Below are 16275 nucleotides of genomic sequence, written 5' to 3'. Positions count from 1 at the left end.
ATGAACCTAATTGAAAATGATTATCAGATCAACCAACATGCGGTGACGAATCGTTCGCGCGCCCCAGAACGCACAACCCCAGTGCCGGATCACCCGCCCGGCTCAACACCAGCCCCGCCTCGGCGACTTCGACCGCCAGCGCGTCCTCCGTCGCGACCCACCAGCGGTACTCGACCGACGTTCCGGCCAGCGGCCGGCCCTGGCGCAGGACTCCGTAGTCCATGCGCCAGGTGATCTCGTCCGCTCCCGTGGGGCGTGCACTCGCCCAGCCCTCGTACGCCAGCTCGCCGATGACGACCCGGGCCATCCGCACCCGCTCCACCTCCACCGGGGCGAACGGCGGAGTGAGGTTGAACACCAGCACTCCGCCCGGGGTGAGTTGACGGGCGGCGCGGCTCCACAGCGCGCGCCTCTGCCCGGGCGGCAGGTGGCCGATCATGTTCAGGGCCACCACCGCCCGCACTCCGTCGGGCCAGTCGGCGCTCGCGCAGTCGCCGGGAACCACCGTGACGCGTCCGCGCAGTGCGCCGTCCTCGTGGACCCGGGCGAGCAGGACGGCGCGCATCGCGGCGGACGGTTCGACGGCGAGCACCGGCACCCCCGGCAGCGCGTCACGGATGACGCGCACACCCCGGCCGGACCCGGCCCCGAGGTCCACCACGGCACCGGTTCCGGCGCGGACGCGCGACAGGACGTCCGCCAGCGCCGGCGCCAGCGGCTGCCACGACTCGGCGATCAGGATGTCGAGGTACTCGGCGGACCGCTCGTAGGGGTCGCTCATCACTGCTCCAGACACTCGGCACTCACGGTTCGGCCACACAGTAATCAGAAATGAATTTCATTACTAGAAGCAGCGACCCCGGTCGCCACTGTGGCGACCGGGGTGTCCGGGGTGTCCGGGCGCGAGCGCGTCCGTACGGCGGTCCCCCGGGCGCGGGACGAGGACCACGCCCGGGGGACCGCGTCTAGCGCTGCCGGGAGCCGTAGGGCAGCAGGGCCATCTCGCGCGCGTTCTTGACTGCCCGTGCCATCTGCCGCTGCTGCTGCCGCGTCACATGGGTCACCCGGCGGCTGCGGATCTTCCCCCGGTCGGAAATGAACCCGCGCAGCAGATCGGTGTCCTTGTAGTCGACGTGGGTGATGCCGGCGGTGTCCAGCGGGTTGGCGCGTTTCTCGGTGCGCCGGTCGGTGCTCGTGCGTCGGGGCATGGCGGGGGTCGTTCCCTTCTTCGAGACAATGCGGTGCTTCAGAGCACGGGATCGAGCAACTCGTCGAACATGTGCGGAAGTTGTTCCCAGCGGCTCCTGCCCGCCGCGTACTCGTCATCGGTGAGCAGGCACGAGTCGAGGAGGGTGAGCAGGCCGTCGCGGTCCAGGCCGGGGGCGGTGAAGGTGAGGTACTGGCGGCGGTCGCCGTGTTCCGGGTGCCAGTCCACCGAGGCGGCGACGCGGCGCTCCGCGGGCACCATCTCCCAGGCGGCGTCGGGCAGGGCCGCCAGCCAGGGACCGGCCGACTCCACGCACAGCGCGCCGCCCGCGGCGTCCCAGGAGAGCAGGGTGTCGGGGCGGTCCGCCAGCCAGAACCGCCCACGGCTGCGCGCGGCGGCGCAGGTCAGGTCCTCCAGCGCCGCGTGGAGGCGCTGTGGGTGGAAGGGCCGCTCGTGCCGCCAGACGAAGGTGCTCACACCGTGCTCGTCGCATTCCTGCGGCAGCAGCGCGCACGCGGGATGCACGCGGGCGGTGGCCGCTCCGGGGTCGAAGCCCGCCAGCAGGGCGGTGCCCAGGGTCCCGCTTCCCGCGGGCACCTTGCGCGCGCCGGGCGTGAGCTGGGCGAGCAGCGCGCGATCGCCGTCGTCGGCGACCCCGCCGTCCTCGACGACGGCGATCACCGTGGGGTATTCCAGTTGCCGGGCGAAGGTGTCGGCGACTGTGCGCCGGTCGGCCGGGGCGGCGGCGAGGCCCACGTCGGCGAGGTCGTCGCCGTTGGTCAGGTACGGCAGGACCAGGGCGGGGTCGACCACGGTGGCCACCCCGGTCAGTGCCAGCGGCGCGCCCTCGGACGCGATGACCGGGGTCATGCCGTGGGGTTCGACGGAGTCCCACAGTTCCACGACGGCCAGCCGGTGAGCGCCCGCTTCCGCGAGCCGTGTCAGTTCCGGAACAAGGTCCTCGCGCAGCGCGCAGCACGCGCAGTCGTTCACCAGGGGCGCGTCACCGCTGCCGAGCAGGCCGTCGGCATCGCGCACGGTCCGGTGCACCGAACCGTCGACGGCGGACGTCAGATCGTGGTGCAGGGCGACCGCACCGGGCACCGCCCGCAGAATCTCGTCGACGGCCGCCCGGCGGGCGTCGGCGTGGAGTCCGGCGACGATCGCGACCGGCAGTCGTGCCCGGCCCCCGCTCACTGTCCGCTCCGTTCGCGTCCGTAGCGCCGCTCGAAGCGCTCGACCCGGCCCGCGGTGTCCAGGACGCGCTGGGTGCCGGTGTAGAAGGGGTGGCTCGCCGAGGAGATCTCGACGTCGATGACCGGGTAGGTGTTGCCGTCCTCCCACTCGACGGTCCGGTCGCTGGTGGCCGTCGACCGGGTGAGGAAGGCGAAGTCGGCGGCCCGGTCGCGGAAGACGACGGGGCGGTACGGGGGTGGATTCCGGGCTTCACGGTACTCAGCGCTCCTCACGGAAGTCGACGTGGAGCCCGGCGATCGGGTCGTACTTGCGCAGCGTCAGGCGGTCGGGGTCGTTGCGGCGGTTCTTGCGGGTCACGTAGGTGTAGCCGGTGCCGGCGGTGGACCTCAGTCTGATGATCGGACGCAGTTCGTTACGGGCCATGGACCGCACTGTACACGGTATTGAATTTCATTTTCATCTAGCTGTTAGTGTGCTGCCATCGATCGACATCGAGGAGGAACTTTGTCCGCTCACTGCCAACTCACCGGCCGACAGCCCGGCTTCGGGCATCAGATCTCGCACTCCCACCGGCGGAGCAAGCGCCGCTTCGACCCGAACATCCAGCGCAAGCGCTACTGGCTGCCGAGCGAAGGCCGCCATGTCCGGCTCACGCTCTCCGCCAAGGGCGTCAAGACGGTCGACGCGATCGGTATCGAGGCCGCGGTCGCGCGCATCCGCGCCCGGGGAGGGAAGGTCTGATGGCGAAGAAGAGCAAGATCGCGAAGAACGAGCGGCGACGGCTCGTCGTGGCCCGCCACGCCGAGCGCCGCGCCGAACTGAAGGCGATCATCTCGTCCGTCCGGACGTCCGACGAGGAACGTGCCGCCGCCCAGCGGGAACTGCGCCGGCAGCCCCGCGACGCCAGCGCCACCCGCGTACGCAACCGCGACTCCGTGGACGGCCGCCCCCGCGGTCATCTGCGCGCCTTCGGTCTGTCCCGCATCCGCCTGCGCGAGATGGCACACGCAGGCGAGCTTCCGGGGGTGACCAAGAGCAGTTGGTGATCCGCGCCCGGCCCGTGCCCGGTGTGCGGTGCCGGGTGGTTCAGTGGTCGTCCCGGTGCCCCTCACGGGCGGCGTGCCGATGGCCGTCGTGCACATGGTCGACATGGTCGTCATGGGGCACGGCGACATGGCCGCAGCCGGTTCCGTGCCGGTGTCCGTGGCCCTCGTGCGGCCGGTGCCCGGTGGTCCCGCACATCATGGTCGACGACGCCGCCGCGGCGATCGACTTCTACCGGCGGGCGTTCGGCGCCCGTGAGGACTTCAGGATCGACGCTCCCGGCGGCGGGATCCTGCACGCCGAGATCACCATCGGGCGGTCGGCGCTGATGCTGGGCGACGCGAGCACGGACGAGGCGGAGGCCGGGTCCTTCGCCGCGCCGGCCTCGCTCGGCGGGGGCACCTCCGTCACGCTGCACGTCTTCGTGCCGGACGTCGACAGCCTGGCGGAGCGCGCGGAGGCGGCCGGCGCCGAGATCCTCCAGCCGCCGACCGACATGTTCCACGGCGACCGCACCGTCGTCCTCAAGGATCCCTCGGGCCACATGTGGGTCTTCCTGACTCACCTGGAGGACGTCTCGGAGGAGGAGTTGCGGCGGCGCCTGGCCGCCGCCGGGTGACCGCTCGCGGTGGGCACGGCCGTACGGAGGTCGTGGGTGCCCGGGGCGAGCGGTGTGGAGCGTCCGCCCACGACGAGGGCGGCCTCCACGCCGTGCGGGACGTCGACGCGGATCGCCGCCGTGTCACCGGTGACGGTCCAGTCGACGCGGACCTGGCCGTACGGCGTCCACACCGCGGCCTCGGCGTGGTCCAGGCGTCCGGCGAGATCGGGTTCGATCACCACGGACCGGAAGCCGGGCGCGGTGGCCCGGATCCCGGCCAGGCGCCGGTAGAGCACGTCGTCCACACAGCCGAAGGCGTAGTGGTTGAAGGAGACGGCGCGCACGGAGCCGTCCGGCGCGATCGCGTCCCACGCCTCCCAGACGGTGGTGGCGCCGCGGTCGACCTCGTAGAGCCAGGAGGGGCACCGGTCCTGCCAGAGCAGCCGCCGGGCGAGTTCCGCGTGGCCGGAGTCCCAGAGCACGTCGAGGAGGTACGGGACGGAGAGGAAGCCGGTGTCGAGCCGGTCGCCGCGTGCGGTGATGAGGTCGACGAGGTGTCCGACGAGAAGGGGGCGCCGCTCGTCCGGCACCATGTCGAAGGCGAGGGCCAGGACGTAGGGGCCCTGCAGTGCGACGGGCAGCCGGCCCTCGGCGTCGACGTACTCGGCGGCGAAGGCGGCGCGCACGCGTGCGGCCCGCTCGCGGAGGCCGGCGGCGAGGCCGGTCCGGCCGAGTGCGTCGGCCGAGCGGGCGGTGACCGTGAGCGTCTGTGCCTGGAACATCGGTGCGACGAGTTCGGCGGTCAGCCGCGGAGCGGTGCCGATGGCCTCGTGCAGGGGCCGTCCTTCCAGCGTGCTCGGCGTGAGCCAGTCGCCGAAGTGCTCACCGGCGTTGTACAGGAGCGCCTGGCGGCGTTGCCGCTCCGGTGCGAGGGGGACGTCGCGCAGCCGCTCGGGCAGCTCGGCGGCGGCCGTGCGCTGGTGGTCAATCCAGCGCAGCGCGGCGTCGAGCGTGTCGGCGAGGACGCGCCGGTCGCCGTAGCGCTCGTAGAGCACCCAGGGCACGAGGGCGATGGCGTCGCTCCAGCCCGCGCAGGCCACGATGGAACCGAACCCGCTCTGGGACTCGGCCAGTTCGTCGTCGTAGGCGGAGCGCGGTGAGGTGATGGGGACGCGTCCGTCGGCGTACTGGTCCGCGCGGAGGTTGTCCAGCCACCGGGTCAGGAACGGTGCCACGAGGGCGTTGTTCGACGCCGACGGGGCGAAGACCTGGATGTCCCCGGTCCAGCCCGCCCGTTCGCGCTGCGGGCAGTCCATGGGGATCGAGAGGAAGTTCGCGCGCTGGCTCCACAGCACGTTGCGGTGCAGCCGGTCCAGGCGTTCGTCGGAGAGCCGCAGCGATCCCGTCTGGCGCAGGTCGCTGGAGAGCACCACCGCCACGAGGTCGCCGGGGTCGGGGGGAGCGTCGACGCCCCGTACGCGGACGTGGCGGAAGCCGTGGAAGGTGAAGGCGGGTTCCCAGACCTCGGTGGGCAGTCCGGCGGCGACGTAGGTGTCGCACTGGTCCTTGTTGATGCCCTCGATGTTGCGGAACCACCGCCCGTCCGCGTCCAGGGTCTCGGTGTGTTCGAGCGTGACGACGTCCCCCTCGCGGGGTGCGCGCAGTGTCAGCCGGACGCGTCCGGCGATCACCTGGCCGAAGTCGACGATCCAGCCGCCGCCGGGGTCGGCGGTGACGGAGAGCGCGGGCAGTTCGCCGACGCGGCGGACGGGTTCCCCGGCGAAGGGGACGAGGACCGCGGGGTCCGCGGTCTCGGTGCCGACCGGGTTCCAGGCGGTGTCGTCGAAGGCGGGCCGGCTCCACCGGGGGTCGTGGAGGCGCGCGTCGAAGCGTTCGCCGATGAAGAGGTCCGCGTGGGTCCACGGCCCGTCCGCCGCGACCACGTCGCCGTCGGAGGAGATCCGGTGCCGCCGTCCGTCCGCGGTCTCGACGTGCAGCTGCCAGATCGCTCCGGTGGCGGTCCCGAACTGGGCGCTCGATCCGGTGAGTCCGATGCGCCCGGCCCACCAGCCGTCCGCGAGGGCGACTCCCAGGACGTGGTCGCCGGCGCCGAGCAGGTCCGTCACGTCGTAGCACTGCACGCTGACTCGGGAGGCGTAGCTGTCGAAGCCCGGTGCGAGCACCTCGTCCCCGACGGCCGCGCCGTCGATCTCGGCGGTGTAGACGCCCCGTGCGGTGATGAACAGGCGGGCCCGTGCGGCCGGGGTGTCCAGGGTGAAGCGCTGCCGGAGCAGCCGGACCGGGAACAGGCGCTCGCCGGCGTCGCGTTCGGGGCGGTTCCCCTTGATCCAGTCGAGCAGCGTCCACCGCTCCACCTCCGTGGGGCGCGTCCGCGGGAGGACCCACCGGGCCGTCCAGTCGGCCGCGTCGAACAGTCCGGTCCCGAAGCGGTCGCGGGCCCAGTCGCTCACCGCGCCGTCCTGGTCCCACACCCGCACGCGCCACTCGTAGTCGGTGTCGGACCGGACGCGGAGACCGGGTACCTCGACGAGATGGCTCTCCCGGCCCGGTGTCCGGCCGGTGCGTGCCACGAGGCCGCCGCCGGCGCGGACCTCGATCTCGTAGGCGGACTGGGTCCGTCCGGGCAGCCAGGACAGGCGCGGGGCCGGTGTCGCCACGGCGAGCGGGGCGGGCTGGTATTCGACGGTCAGGCCGGTGACAGGTGCGGTGGCCACGGGTGCTCCCTTCACGGGTCTCCCGCCGGACGACGAGAACGAAAACCGAAGGTACTCGGGTTTCGGCAAAAAACCAACGCGTTCGGTTTTCATCGGGGGCGGGTCCGGCCTACGCTGTCGGCCATGGGCAAGTCGGGATCCCGCGGCAGTTACGCGGTCGGGCGCGAGCGCCGTGAGCGCATCGTCGAGGCCGCCACCGAGCGGTTCTCCACCAACGGATACGCACGCACCTCCCTGGCGCGCGTCGCCCAGGACGCCGGGGTCTCCACGACCGGTCTGGTGCACCACTTCCCGACGAAACAGCATCTGCTGCTGGCGGTGGCGGAGCACCGCTTCGACGTCGCGGCCGCGATCGTGGACTCCTCCCCCGGCGCGGACGGCGACGCGCTGGTCGAGGCGCTGCTCTCGATCACCCGGCGGTTCGTCTCCGAGCCGGGCCTGATCGAACTCTTCGTCGCGCTGAGCGCCGAGGCCGCCGACCCGGCCGGCGCCGCGCACGCGCTCTTCGCCGCCCGCTACGAGCGCACGGTCCGCGAACTCGGTGCCCGGTTCGAGGAGTGCGCCCGCGCCGGGTTCTTCCGGTCGGACGTCGACCACGAGGCCGTCGCGCGGGAGTGCGTCGCCGTCTCGGACGGCCTTCAGCTCCAGTGGGTGCTCTCCGGCGGACGCACCGATCTGCTCGCCGGGGTCCGGGCGCACCTCGAACGGCTCGTCCGGGACCTGCGTCCGCCGGCCGCCGTCACCGCCGGGTGAGGGCGGTCCGGGTTCACCCGCCGTCGGTGCGGCGGCGGACGAAGTCCACGGTGCGGGTGAAGCAGTCCTCGACGTCCGCGTCGGTCAGGCCCACCCAGAGGTGGTTGCCGCCGTCGAGGAGGCGCAGGCCGGGTTCGTGGCCCGCCGCCCGCAGGGCTTCGGCGAGGCGGACGGACTGCCGGGCGGGGATCAGGGCGTCGTCGGTGCCGTGCAGGATCAGGAAGGGCGGTGCCTGGGGGCCGGCGTGGGTGACCGGGCTGGCGTCGCGGGCCGCGTCGGTCCGCTCCGCCGGGGCGCCGCCGAGCAGCAGGGCCTCGAAGGTGGCCGGGTCGTGGGCGTCGTAGGCGCCCTCGGGGTGGTCCTCGGCGAGTGCGGGCAGGTCGGTGGGGGCGTACCAGGTGACGCAGCCGGCGACGGTGCCGGCGGGCCGGGTGAGGGCGGTCAGGGCTGCGAGGTGTCCGCCGGCCGACTCGCCCCACAGGACGGTCCGCGCGGTGTCCAGGCCGAGGTCGGCGGCGCGGGTGCGCAGCCAGGTGAGGCAGGCGGCCAGGTCGTCCCTCTGGGCGGGGTGGGGGGCCTCGCCGCTGAGGCGGTAGTCGGGGCAGGCGACGGCGAACCCGGCCCGGACGAGCCGGGCGAAGGGGCCGGGGTCCCAGTGGCGGAAGCGGGGGCCGAGGTCGTCGCGCAGGCCCGTGCGCCAGGCGCCGCCGTGGACGAAGACCACGACCGGGACGGGGCCGGGGGCATCCTCGGGAAGCCACAGGTCGACGGTCAGCGGGCGGCTGCCCTCGGGAACCGCGTAGACGGCGCCGCGCAGCAGCCGTACGCCGTCGGCGGGGTGCGCGGGGTGCGGCAGGGGCAGCGCGGCCGGGTCGGGCGGGGCCAGCAGGTGGAAGGGGAACGTCACGGTGGGTGCCTTACGTCAGCGGGCCGTACGGGGCAGGATGCGGCGGGCGTTGGCGGTGGTGAGCTCGCGCCAGCCGGTCGCGCCGTCGGGTGCCGGGGCGGCGTCCAGGCCGGCGACGTGGGCCTCCACCCCGGCGGCGGGGGTCCAGCAGTGGTCGCTGCCGTACAGGAGGCGGTCGCCGCCGACGAGGTTCAGCAGGGCGGGGAGCTGGCGGGGCAGCGCGGGTCCGGCGAGGTCGTAGTGGAGGCGGCGGAGCTGTTCGACGGCGCCGGGGGCCTCGGTGCCCTCGGGCATGAACATCCTCATGAAGCCGTCGATGCGGTCGGCCAGCACCGGCAGGGCGCCCCCGCAGTGCGGCACGATCACCGTGAGGCCGCGGTGGCGGTCCAGCGTCCCGGCCATGAGCAGGTCGGTGACGGTGCGGGCGGTGTCGAAGATGAACTCGATCATCGGGCGGGGGCGTCCGAGGGCGGACCGCTCCCAGCACACCGGGGACGTGGGGTGCAGGAAGACGACGGCGCGGCGCCGGTCGAGCTCGGCCCACACGGGCTCCAGGTCCGGGTCGCCGAGGTAGGTGCCGTGGGTGTTGGTCTCCAGGACCACCCCGTCGGCGTGCAGGGTGTCGTAGGCGTACGCGATCTCCTCCAGGGCGCCGTCGACGTCCGGGAGGGGCAGCGAGGCGAACAGGCCGAAGCGGCCCGGGTGGTCGCGTACGGCCTGGGCGCCGGCCTCGTTGACCTCGCGGGCCAGACGGCGGGCGGCGGTGTCGTCGCCGAAGTGGACGCCCGGCGAGGAGATCGAGAGCATCGAGGTCTCGATACCGCAGCGGTCCATCAGCTCCAGGTGCGCGGCCGCCGACCAGGTGGGCCAGGCGGGGACCCCGTCGGGGAGTTCGTGTCCGGCCTCGCGGGCCCGGCGGACGTAGGAGTCGGTGAGGAAGTGGGCGTGGACGTCGAGGTATCCGGGGGTGTCAGGGGACACGGGGGGTTCCTTCTTCTGCGGCGGACGGAGGAGGAGCGGGACGGCGCCGGGTCAGGCGGTGGCGTACGGCGGTGGCGGCGCGTTCGCCGAGCACGATGCCGGCCAGCCCGGTCAGGCCGAGGAGCGGCGGGGCGGGCGAGGTGACATCCAGTGCCCAGTACAGCGCGCCCATGAGCAGACCGGCGGCGAAGGAGAGGCCGGCCTTGCGGAGGAAGCCGCGCGTGGCACCGGCGGCGCTCACAGGGTCTCCAGCACGGCCTGGCCCAGCAGCATGCCCAGCAGCCCGGCCAGCGCGACGGGGGGCGGTGCGGGCGACTCGGTCCGCACCAGCACGTAGGCCACGCCGACCAGCGCTCCGGCGAGCAGTGCCTTCAGGTACGGCATGGACCGCTCAGCTTCCGGTGCGCCACTTGTGGTCGGGCAGGAAGTTCACGTCGTACCGCTGCGGCACGGTGCCGAACTTGTGCGGCTCGGGGACGAACGGCTTCTGGGGCAGGCCGAGTTCGTCGGTGGGGGTGCCGAGGTTCTCGAAGAACCGCTCGAAGGTGCCGCCCGGTCCCGCGGCCACGCCGACGATCCGGCTGTGGTGGCGTTCGATGCGGTAGGCGTGCGGGCAGTTCTTGGGCACGAACCCGAAGTCGCCCGCGGTGAGCAGCTTCTCGTGCTGCTCGCCCTCGAGGTCCTCGACGAACAGCCGTACCGCGCCGTCGGTGATGTAGAAGACCTCGTAGGTGTCCGGGTGGGAGTGGGCGGGGATGATGTCGCCCTTCGGGCCCTCGCAGGTGAAGAAGTTGAAGGTGTTCTCGGTCTGCTCGCCGCCGGCGTAGACGGTGAACAGGTCGGTGAACAGGTGGGCGCGGTCGCCCTTGCCCTTCTCGATGAAGTACGGCTTGCCCGGCTCGGGCGGGATGTGGGAGCGCTCGCGGTAGCGGGTGGCGAACTCGATGGTCATGGTGGTCCTTCCCGTTGAAGAAGTTGAAGAAAGAAGGAAATGGGACTCGGCCGGGGCGCCGGCGGCTCGTGCCCCGCCCTTTCGCGGCTCGTCCTTCACGCTAGACCGGCCGGGAGGGACGGCCTACGTACACTCGGGCATGCGATGAAGGAAAACGGACAGTTCCCCGTGGGCCGTGCGGCGGCCGGCGTCCCGGCCGTGTCGTACCGGCCGACACCCGGCAGGCCGCCGGGTCTGGAGGTCCTCGACCTGCCCGGACTCGCCGCCCGCGCCGTCGAGCGGGGGCTGCCCCTCACGGTGCCCGGACGTCCGGCGTTCCACGTGGTCGTCGCGGTCCGCGGCGGGCGGCTCGCGTGCTCGGTGGACTTCACCTCGTACCCGCTCGCGCCGGGTGACTGGCTGTGGGTGTGGCCCGGACAGGTGCTGCAGTTCCCCGACGGGCACCGGGGCTGCGACGCCACCGTCCTGGTCTTCCCCACCGGCTTCCCCAGCGCCGCGACGGACGCGCTGATCCGGGACGGCGCGCACGTCCCGTACCGCCTCGTCACGCCGGACGGGCCACGGCAGGCGGCCCTGCTGCGGCTCCTGGACGCCCTGGTCGAGGAGCACGCCGCGCTGTCCGACCTGCCGCTGGAGGCGTACATCGAGACGGTGCGGAACCTGCTGTCGGTGCTCCTGATCCGGCTCGTCCACCTCGCCGACCCGCGACGGCGGGGGCGTTCCGGCGGCGGCGAGCCGTTCCGGCTGTTCCGCGAGGCCGTGGAGGAGGACTTCCGCCGGACCCACCGGGTCGAGGACTACGCCGCCCGGCTCGGCTACAGTCCGCGCACCCTGACCCGGGCCACCCTGGCCGCCCTCGGCTGCGGCGCCAAGCGCTACATCGACGACCGGGTGCTGCTGGAGGCCAAACGTCTGCTGATCCACAGCTCGCTGCCGCCCGCCGCCATCAGCGAACAGATCGGGTTCACCTACCCGACGGTCTTCAGCGCCTTCTTCCGTCAGCGCACCGGCATGACGCCGACCGGGTTCCGGTCGCTGACGAGGCCCTGAGGGCGCGGGGTCAGCCGCCGGCGGGACTCTCCTCGGGGTCGCGCAGCCGCGGGATGAAGACGGAGAGCACCAGGGCCACGACCGTGACCGCGGCGCCGAGCCAGAAGATCCCGGAGTAGCCGGCGTCGAGGTAGAAGGCGGTGCCGTCGACGGTGGTGCTGCTCGCGCCGAGGACGGCGTAGGCGCCCGCGGTCACGACGGCGCCGAACAGGCTGATGAGCATGTTGAGCATGCCGCTGCCCAGCCCCTGCTCGTCGCGCGAGACCACGCCGATCACCAGGACCGGTGCCACCGAGACGACGACGCCGGCGCCGACGTTGGCGACGCAGGAGGTGACGATGAGCTGGAGTTCGTCGCCGTGGAAGAAGCCCACGAGGGTGTAGCCGACGGCCATGACCGCCAGGCCCGCGCACCACACCCGGCGCGCGTCGAAGCGGCGCAGGTACCGGCTGACCAGCATGCCGGTGCCGAACATCACCAGGTTCCAGCTCACGCTGACGACGGCGTTGTGGTGGGCGGTCCAGCCGAGCCCGTCAGAGACACCCGGAATGGCGGGGTAGAGGGCGAGCAGGATGGCGAGGCCCGGCATGGTGAAGGCGACCGTCTGGCCGAGACCGCCGGCCGTCAGCGCCAGGGCGACCGGGCGGCGGCGCAGGACCTTCAGGTCCAGGATGGGGTGGGCGCTGGAGCGCTCGACGAACAGGAAGGCGATCAGCGCGGCGGCGCCCGCTCCGAGCCAGCCCAGGGTCCGAGCGTCCGCCCAGCCCCAGCTCTGTCCCTGGCCGAGGGCGTAGACCACGGCCGTCAGGCCGCCGCCGAGGACCAGGCCGCCCGGCCAGTCGAGACGGGACCCGAAGGCGTGCCGGGGGGTCTCCGGGACCAGCAGCGCGATCAGCGCGAAGGCGACCGCGGTGGCGGCGGCGAGGAACCACAGGACCCCGCGGTACCCCCAGGTGTCGATCAGCCATCCCGCGAGGAACGGCGAGACGATGGCCACCAGGCCGACGCTGCTGCCCATGATGCCGCTCGCCTGCTTCACCAGCCGGGCCGGGAAGACGTCCCGTACGGCGGCGAACGACAGGGCGCCGAAGGGCCCGTAGAACCCGGCGATCGCCCGGCCGGCGAGGACCAGCCAGAAGCTGCCGGCCAGCGCGGCCAGCAGTTCGCCGAGGGCGCCCAGGGCCGTCATCGCGAGCATGACGCGCCGCTTGCCGTACAGGTCTCCCAGCTTGATCACGAAGGGGGTGAGCAGGGTCGACACCAGGGTGAGGGTCAGGCCGAACCACACCACCTGGGTGGTGTGGAACGCCTGGGCGACGCCCGCGGTGGCGTTGGCGCCGAGGATGCCGCCCGCGGCGAGCAGCTGGGTCGGCCAGGCGAGCGCGATGAGGATCAGGACCAGGCGGGGTGTCCACCGCCCGTCCGCGGGGTCGCGGGGTGCGTGGTCGACCGTGGGGCTTGATGACGACGTCGTCATGCCAGCCCTCCTTTCACGGAGGTGCCGAAGGAAGGGGGAGCATGTGGGGGAAGGGCTGAGGACGGGCTGCCGTGACGCGTGGTTCACGGGGATGTGACAGCGCGGCAACCTGTCGTCGCGTGGCTCGATGATGACCTGAACACCTAGTGACCGCTAGGTTTCGAGAGTGTGGCCCACCTCACACAGCATGCCCACAGCCGGTACGGCCGGCCGCCGCCCCGCGTCCCGCCGGTACTGTTCTGACATGGCGACACCCAGGGGACCTCGCGGCCACTACACGGCGGGCCGGGCGCGGCGCACGCAGATTCTGGAGGCCGCCCTGCTGCGCTTCGGCAGGGACGGCTACCGCAAGACCTCCCTCGCCCGCGTCGCGCGGGACGCCGAGATCACCGACGCCGGGCTGCTGCACCACTTCCGCGACAAGCAGCAGTTGCTGCTCGCGGTCGTCGAGTACTGGCACGAGCGCATGGACGTGCGCTGGGAGCGCGTCTCCGACTCGGTGCGGGACGCCTTCCGCTGCCACCTGGAGGACACGGCCGAGACGCTCGGCATGCCCGGCATGGTGGAGCTGGCGGTCGTACTGACCGCCGAGGCCACCGCGCCCGACCATCCGGCCCACGACCACTTCACCACCTGGCAGGAGAAGGGCGTCGCGGAGCTCGCCGACCGGCTGCGGGCCGGCAGCGGCAGCGGGGAGCTGCTTCCCGGGCTGGACCACGAAGGCATCGCCCGCGAGTGCGTCGCCGTGGACGCGGGTCTGCAGCAGCAGTGGCTGGCCTCGGGGCGCTCCTTCGACCTGATCGCGGTCATGCGCGGCCACCTCGACCGCCTGCTGCGGGGCATCTCCACGGACGGGCAGGGGCTGTAGGGGCCCTTCGGAGCCACCCGGCTTCCAGCGACGTCCCTGTTTGTCATGAGCATGACCTGACGACCCGGGCTTCCTCTCGCGCGTGCCGTACGTCACACACTCGAACACCTAGCAATCACTAGGTATTGGCTGCATGATCGTGCCTGCTCCCCCGTCACCACCGAGAAGGGCGCCATGAACCACCACTGGACCGCACGCGTCGTCAGTCCCCGCGTCCCCGCGCCCACCGAGGGGGCCCGCCCGGCCGCGCTGCTGCGGAGCGAGTTCACCGCGCGGACCGCCGTACGGTCGGCCCGGCTCCTGGTCACCGCCCTCGGCGTCTACGAACTGGAGCTCAACGGCACCACCGTGGGCGACCACGTACTGGCCCCCGGCTGGACGAGCTACCGCCACCGCCACCGCCACCAGTCCTTCGACGTCACCGCCCTGGTCCGTACGGGCCGCAACGCCTGGGGCGCCCACCTGGCCGACGGCTGGTACCGGGGCCTGCTCGGGTTCAACGGCGGCACCCGGGACATCTATGGCGAGCGCACCGGGCTCCTCGCCGAACTGCGCCTGGAGTACGCCGACGGCACCACCGAGACCGTCACCACCGGGGACGGCTGGCGCTGGAGCCCCGGGCCCGTCCTCGCCGCCGGTCTGTACGAGGGCGAGGAGTACGACGCCCGCCGGGAGCGGGCGGGCTTCAGCGAAGCCGGCTACGACGACTCGGCGTGGCAGCCGGCCGACGTCGTCGACTTCGACACCACCGTCCTCTTCCCCGCCGACAGCCCGCCCGTGCGCCGCATCGAGCACCTCGCGCCCGTCGCGGTCACCACCTCGCCCACCGGACGCACGGTCCTCGACTTCGGCCAGAACCTCGTCGGACGGCTGCGCATCCGGGTCCGCGGCGAGGCCGGCCGCACGGTGACCCTCCGCCACGCGGAGGTCCTGGAGGACGGTGACCTCTGCACGCGTCCGCTGCGGCACGCGCCCGCCACCGACCGCTACGTCCTGCGCGGCGACCCGGCGGGCGAGGAGTGGGAGCCCCGCTTCACCTTCCACGGCTTCCGCTACGCCGACGTCGAGGGCTGGCCCGGCGACCTCGACCCGGCCGACGTCACGGCCGTGGTCGTCCACAGCGACCTGCGCCGCACGGGCTGGTTCTCCTGCTCGGACGCCTCCCTGAACAGGCTGCACGAGAACGTGGTGTGGGGGATGCGCGGCAACTTCGTCGACGTGCCCACCGACTGCCCGCAGCGCGACGAGCGGCTCGGCTGGACCGGGGACGTCCAGGTCTTCGCCCCCACCGCCGCCTTCCTCCACGACGTCCGTGACTTCCTGCGCTCCTGGCTGCGCGACCTCGCCGCCGACCAGGGCGCCGACGGGCGCGGGGTGCCGCCGGTGTTCAGCCCCGACATCCCGGTGATCACCCCCGTGCCGATCCCGCCCGGCAACCCGCCCATGGCCGGCTGGTGCGACGCGGCCGTCGTCGTGCCCTGGGTGCTGTACGAGCGCTACGGCGACACGGAGGTGCTGCGCGCCCAGTACCCGTCGATGCGCGCCTGGGTCGACGCCGTCGACCGCCTGGCCGGACCGGACCGGATCTGGGGCGAGGGGTTCCAGTTCGGCGACTGGCTGGACCCGACCGCCCCGGCGGACGACCCCGGCCGCGCGATGACGTCGTCCGCCCTGGTCGCCACGGCGTACTTCGCGCACTCCGCGCGGCTGCTGGCGCGGACCGCGGAGGTCCTGGACGACCACGACGACGCCGTCCGCCACCACGCCCTGGCCGACGCGGTCCGGGACGCCTTCCTCGCCCGCTTCCACGCCGGCGGCGGACGCCTGACGGAGGAGACGCAGACCGCCTACGCCCTCGCCCTGTGCTTCCGGCTGCTCGAGGACGACGCCGAGCGCGCCGAGGCCGGACGCCGGCTGGCGGACCTGGTGGCGGAGCGCGGCCACCGCATCGGCACCGGTTTCCTCGGCACTCCCCTGGTGTGCGACGCGCTGACCGGCACCGGACACGTGGACACCGCCTACCGGCTGCTGACCCAGCGGGCGTGCCCGTCCTGGCTGTACCAGGTCGACATGGGCGCCACCACCGTGTGGGAACGCTGGGACAGCATGCTTCCCGACGGCAGCGTCAACCCCGGCGAGATGACCTCGTTCAACCACTACGCGCTCGGCGCGGTCGCCGACTGGATGCACCGCACCGTGGCCGGTCTGGCCCCCGCCGAGCCGGGCTACCGCCGGCTGCTGGTCCGCCCCCGTCCCGGCGGCGGTCTGACCTGGGCGCGGGCCGAGCACGAGACGCCGTACGGCCGGGCCGAGGCCGGGTGGAGCCGGGAGGGCGACAGGCTGCGCGTCGACGTCGTCGTACCGCTCCACGTCACCGCGCTGGTCGATCTTCCGGGTGCGGAGCCCGTGGAGGCCGGGCCCGGCCGGCACACCTTCTACGCGCCGTTCCCCGCGGCCGCGCGGTGACGACCGTACGCCCCACCCACCGTCGTACCTGAACCAG

General features: G+C 73.0%; 18 protein-coding genes and 1 pseudogene. 7 read left to right on the top strand and 12 right to left on the bottom strand.

All coding sequences use genetic code 11. The annotated features are described in order from the left end of the window. Positions 1-28: 28 nt before the first annotated feature. From ACFV5H_RS10960 to rpmG, 5 genes and pseudogenes are all read right to left on the bottom strand, one after another. Entirely contained in the window at positions 29-781 is a 753-nt protein-coding gene (locus ACFV5H_RS10960) for a class I SAM-dependent methyltransferase (RefSeq protein ID WP_385054515.1), read from the bottom strand. 184 nt (positions 782-965) lie between these two features. Next, positions 966-1208 (bottom strand): 30S ribosomal protein S18, encoded by a 243-nt coding sequence (rpsR, locus tag ACFV5H_RS10955; RefSeq protein ID WP_385194119.1) that lies wholly within the window; start codon positions 1206-1208, stop codon positions 966-968. Between the two features lie 38 nt (positions 1209-1246). After that, the gene (locus ACFV5H_RS10950; RefSeq protein WP_385054519.1) at positions 1247-2404 is read right to left on the bottom strand and encodes a CobW family GTP-binding protein; all 1158 of its coding nucleotides are present in this window, start codon (positions 2402-2404) and stop codon (positions 1247-1249) included. Beyond that, positions 2401-2657, bottom strand: a pseudogene (locus ACFV5H_RS10945) (type B 50S ribosomal protein L31). Before ACFV5H_RS10945 ends, ACFV5H_RS10950 begins: the two are co-directional and overlap by 4 nt. A gap of 5 nt (positions 2658-2662) precedes the next feature. Beyond that, complete coding sequence (gene rpmG, locus ACFV5H_RS10940; RefSeq protein WP_385054525.1) at positions 2663-2827, bottom strand: 50S ribosomal protein L33; 165 nt, start codon at positions 2825-2827, stop codon at positions 2663-2665. A gap of 81 nt (positions 2828-2908) precedes the next feature. On the opposite strand from rpmG, the gene rpmB reads away from it, so the two are divergent. The 3 genes from rpmB to ACFV5H_RS10925 all read left to right on the top strand — a co-directional run bounded on the left by rpmB (position 2909) and on the right by ACFV5H_RS10925 (position 4067). Further along, the gene (gene rpmB, locus ACFV5H_RS10935; RefSeq protein ID WP_385054527.1) at positions 2909-3145 is read left to right on the top strand and encodes a 50S ribosomal protein L28; all 237 of its coding nucleotides are present in this window, start codon (positions 2909-2911) and stop codon (positions 3143-3145) included. Further along, positions 3145-3450, top strand: coding sequence for a 30S ribosomal protein S14 (rpsN, locus tag ACFV5H_RS10930; RefSeq protein ID WP_085574965.1), 306 nt, complete (start codon positions 3145-3147; stop codon positions 3448-3450). Before rpmB ends, rpsN begins: the two co-directional genes overlap by 1 nt. Positions 3451-3647: 197 nt before the next feature. Continuing rightward, the gene (locus ACFV5H_RS10925; protein ID WP_385194116.1) at positions 3648-4067 is read left to right on the top strand and encodes a VOC family protein; all 420 of its coding nucleotides are present in this window, start codon (positions 3648-3650) and stop codon (positions 4065-4067) included. On the opposite strand, the gene ACFV5H_RS10920 is transcribed toward ACFV5H_RS10925, so the two are convergent. After that, a complete protein-coding gene (locus ACFV5H_RS10920) occupies positions 4010-6784 on the bottom strand; it encodes a family 78 glycoside hydrolase catalytic domain (protein ID WP_385194114.1) in 2775 nt (924 codons plus the stop codon). The two genes, ACFV5H_RS10925 and ACFV5H_RS10920, sit on opposite strands and share 58 nt — an antisense overlap. Before the next feature lie 123 nt (positions 6785-6907). Between ACFV5H_RS10920 and ACFV5H_RS10915 the strand changes: the two genes are divergently transcribed. Further along, complete coding sequence (locus ACFV5H_RS10915) at positions 6908-7537, top strand: TetR/AcrR family transcriptional regulator (protein ID WP_385054541.1); 630 nt, start codon at positions 6908-6910, stop codon at positions 7535-7537. Between the two features lie 13 nt (positions 7538-7550). Here the strand turns inward: ACFV5H_RS10915 and ACFV5H_RS10910 are convergent, their stop codons facing one another. Genes ACFV5H_RS10910 through ACFV5H_RS10890 form a run of 5 tightly spaced genes read right to left on the bottom strand, consistent with a single transcriptional unit; the run spans position 7551 to position 10377 of the window. Beyond that, positions 7551-8444, bottom strand: a complete 894-nt coding sequence (locus ACFV5H_RS10910) for an alpha/beta hydrolase fold domain-containing protein (protein WP_385194112.1) — start codon at positions 8442-8444, stop codon at positions 7551-7553. A gap of 15 nt (positions 8445-8459) precedes the next feature. Further along, entirely contained in the window at positions 8460-9425 is a 966-nt protein-coding gene (locus ACFV5H_RS10905) for an amidohydrolase family protein (protein ID WP_385194110.1), read from the bottom strand. Beyond that, entirely contained in the window at positions 9415-9666 is a 252-nt protein-coding gene (locus ACFV5H_RS10900) for a DUF1427 family protein (RefSeq protein WP_385194108.1), read from the bottom strand. Before ACFV5H_RS10900 ends, ACFV5H_RS10905 begins: the two co-directional genes overlap by 11 nt. Beyond that, positions 9663-9809 carry a DUF1427 family protein gene (locus ACFV5H_RS10895; RefSeq protein WP_078914118.1) on the bottom strand — a complete coding sequence of 49 codons (147 nt, stop codon included), beginning with the start codon at positions 9807-9809 and terminating at the stop codon, positions 9663-9665. The genes ACFV5H_RS10900 and ACFV5H_RS10895 overlap by 4 nt, the downstream gene beginning before the upstream one ends. Positions 9810-9816: 7 nt before the next feature. Continuing rightward, positions 9817-10377, bottom strand: a complete 561-nt coding sequence (locus ACFV5H_RS10890) for a quercetin 2,3-dioxygenase (protein WP_385054551.1) — start codon at positions 10375-10377, stop codon at positions 9817-9819. Between the two features lie 144 nt (positions 10378-10521). Here ACFV5H_RS10890 and ACFV5H_RS10885 point away from each other — a divergent pair, with 144 nt between their 5' ends. Beyond that, positions 10522-11427, top strand: coding sequence for a helix-turn-helix domain-containing protein (locus ACFV5H_RS10885; protein ID WP_385054555.1), 906 nt, complete (start codon positions 10522-10524; stop codon positions 11425-11427). Between the two features lie 10 nt (positions 11428-11437). Here ACFV5H_RS10885 and ACFV5H_RS10880 read toward each other — a convergent pair whose 3' ends face one another. Next, entirely contained in the window at positions 11438-12904 is a 1467-nt protein-coding gene (locus ACFV5H_RS10880; protein ID WP_385054558.1) for an MFS transporter, read from the bottom strand. Between the two features lie 244 nt (positions 12905-13148). Here ACFV5H_RS10880 and ACFV5H_RS10875 point away from each other — a divergent pair, with 244 nt between their 5' ends. Both ACFV5H_RS10875 and ACFV5H_RS10870 read left to right on the top strand, forming a co-directional pair. After that, complete coding sequence (locus ACFV5H_RS10875) at positions 13149-13772, top strand: TetR/AcrR family transcriptional regulator (RefSeq protein WP_385054561.1); 624 nt, start codon at positions 13149-13151, stop codon at positions 13770-13772. Between the two features lie 174 nt (positions 13773-13946). Beyond that, complete coding sequence (locus ACFV5H_RS10870; RefSeq protein WP_385194106.1) at positions 13947-16238, top strand: family 78 glycoside hydrolase catalytic domain; 2292 nt, start codon at positions 13947-13949, stop codon at positions 16236-16238. Positions 16239-16275: the final 37 nt, after the last annotated feature.

This window comes from Streptomyces sp. NPDC059787 (assembly GCF_042732315.1).
GTDB classification, from domain to species: Bacteria; Actinomycetota; Actinomycetes; order Streptomycetales; family Streptomycetaceae; genus Streptomyces; species Streptomyces atrovirens.
The sequence above is the reverse complement of the archived record's forward strand: the minus strand, read 5'-3'. Positions and strand labels throughout refer to the sequence as shown.

Bases quoted from the DNA above. Each gene is read 5' to 3' on its own strand.
- ACFV5H_RS10960 (WP_385054515.1), bottom strand. From the start codon at position 781: ATGAGCGACCCCTACGAGCGGTCCGCCGAGTACCTCGACATCCTGATC.
- rpsR (WP_385194119.1), bottom strand. From the start codon at position 1,208: ATGCCCCGACGCACGAGCACCGACCGGCGCACCGAGAAACGCGCCAAC.
- rpmG (WP_385054525.1), bottom strand. From the start codon at position 2,827: ATGGCCCGTAACGAACTGCGTCCGATCATCAGACTGAGGTCCACCGCC.
- rpsN (WP_085574965.1), top strand. From the start codon at position 3,145: ATGGCGAAGAAGAGCAAGATCGCGAAGAACGAGCGGCGACGGCTCGTC.
- ACFV5H_RS10925 (WP_385194116.1), top strand. From the start codon at position 3,648: ATGGTCGACGACGCCGCCGCGGCGATCGACTTCTACCGGCGGGCGTTC.
- ACFV5H_RS10915 (WP_385054541.1), top strand. From the start codon at position 6,908: ATGGGCAAGTCGGGATCCCGCGGCAGTTACGCGGTCGGGCGCGAGCGC.
- ACFV5H_RS10895 (WP_078914118.1), bottom strand. From the start codon at position 9,809: ATGCCGTACCTGAAGGCACTGCTCGCCGGAGCGCTGGTCGGCGTGGCC.
- ACFV5H_RS10890 (WP_385054551.1), bottom strand. From the start codon at position 10,377: ATGACCATCGAGTTCGCCACCCGCTACCGCGAGCGCTCCCACATCCCG.
- ACFV5H_RS10885 (WP_385054555.1), top strand. From the start codon at position 10,522: ATGAAGGAAAACGGACAGTTCCCCGTGGGCCGTGCGGCGGCCGGCGTC.
- ACFV5H_RS10880 (WP_385054558.1), bottom strand. From the start codon at position 12,904: ATGACGACGTCGTCATCAAGCCCCACGGTCGACCACGCACCCCGCGAC.
- ACFV5H_RS10875 (WP_385054561.1), top strand. From the start codon at position 13,149: ATGGCGACACCCAGGGGACCTCGCGGCCACTACACGGCGGGCCGGGCG.
- ACFV5H_RS10870 (WP_385194106.1), top strand. From the start codon at position 13,947: ATGAACCACCACTGGACCGCACGCGTCGTCAGTCCCCGCGTCCCCGCG.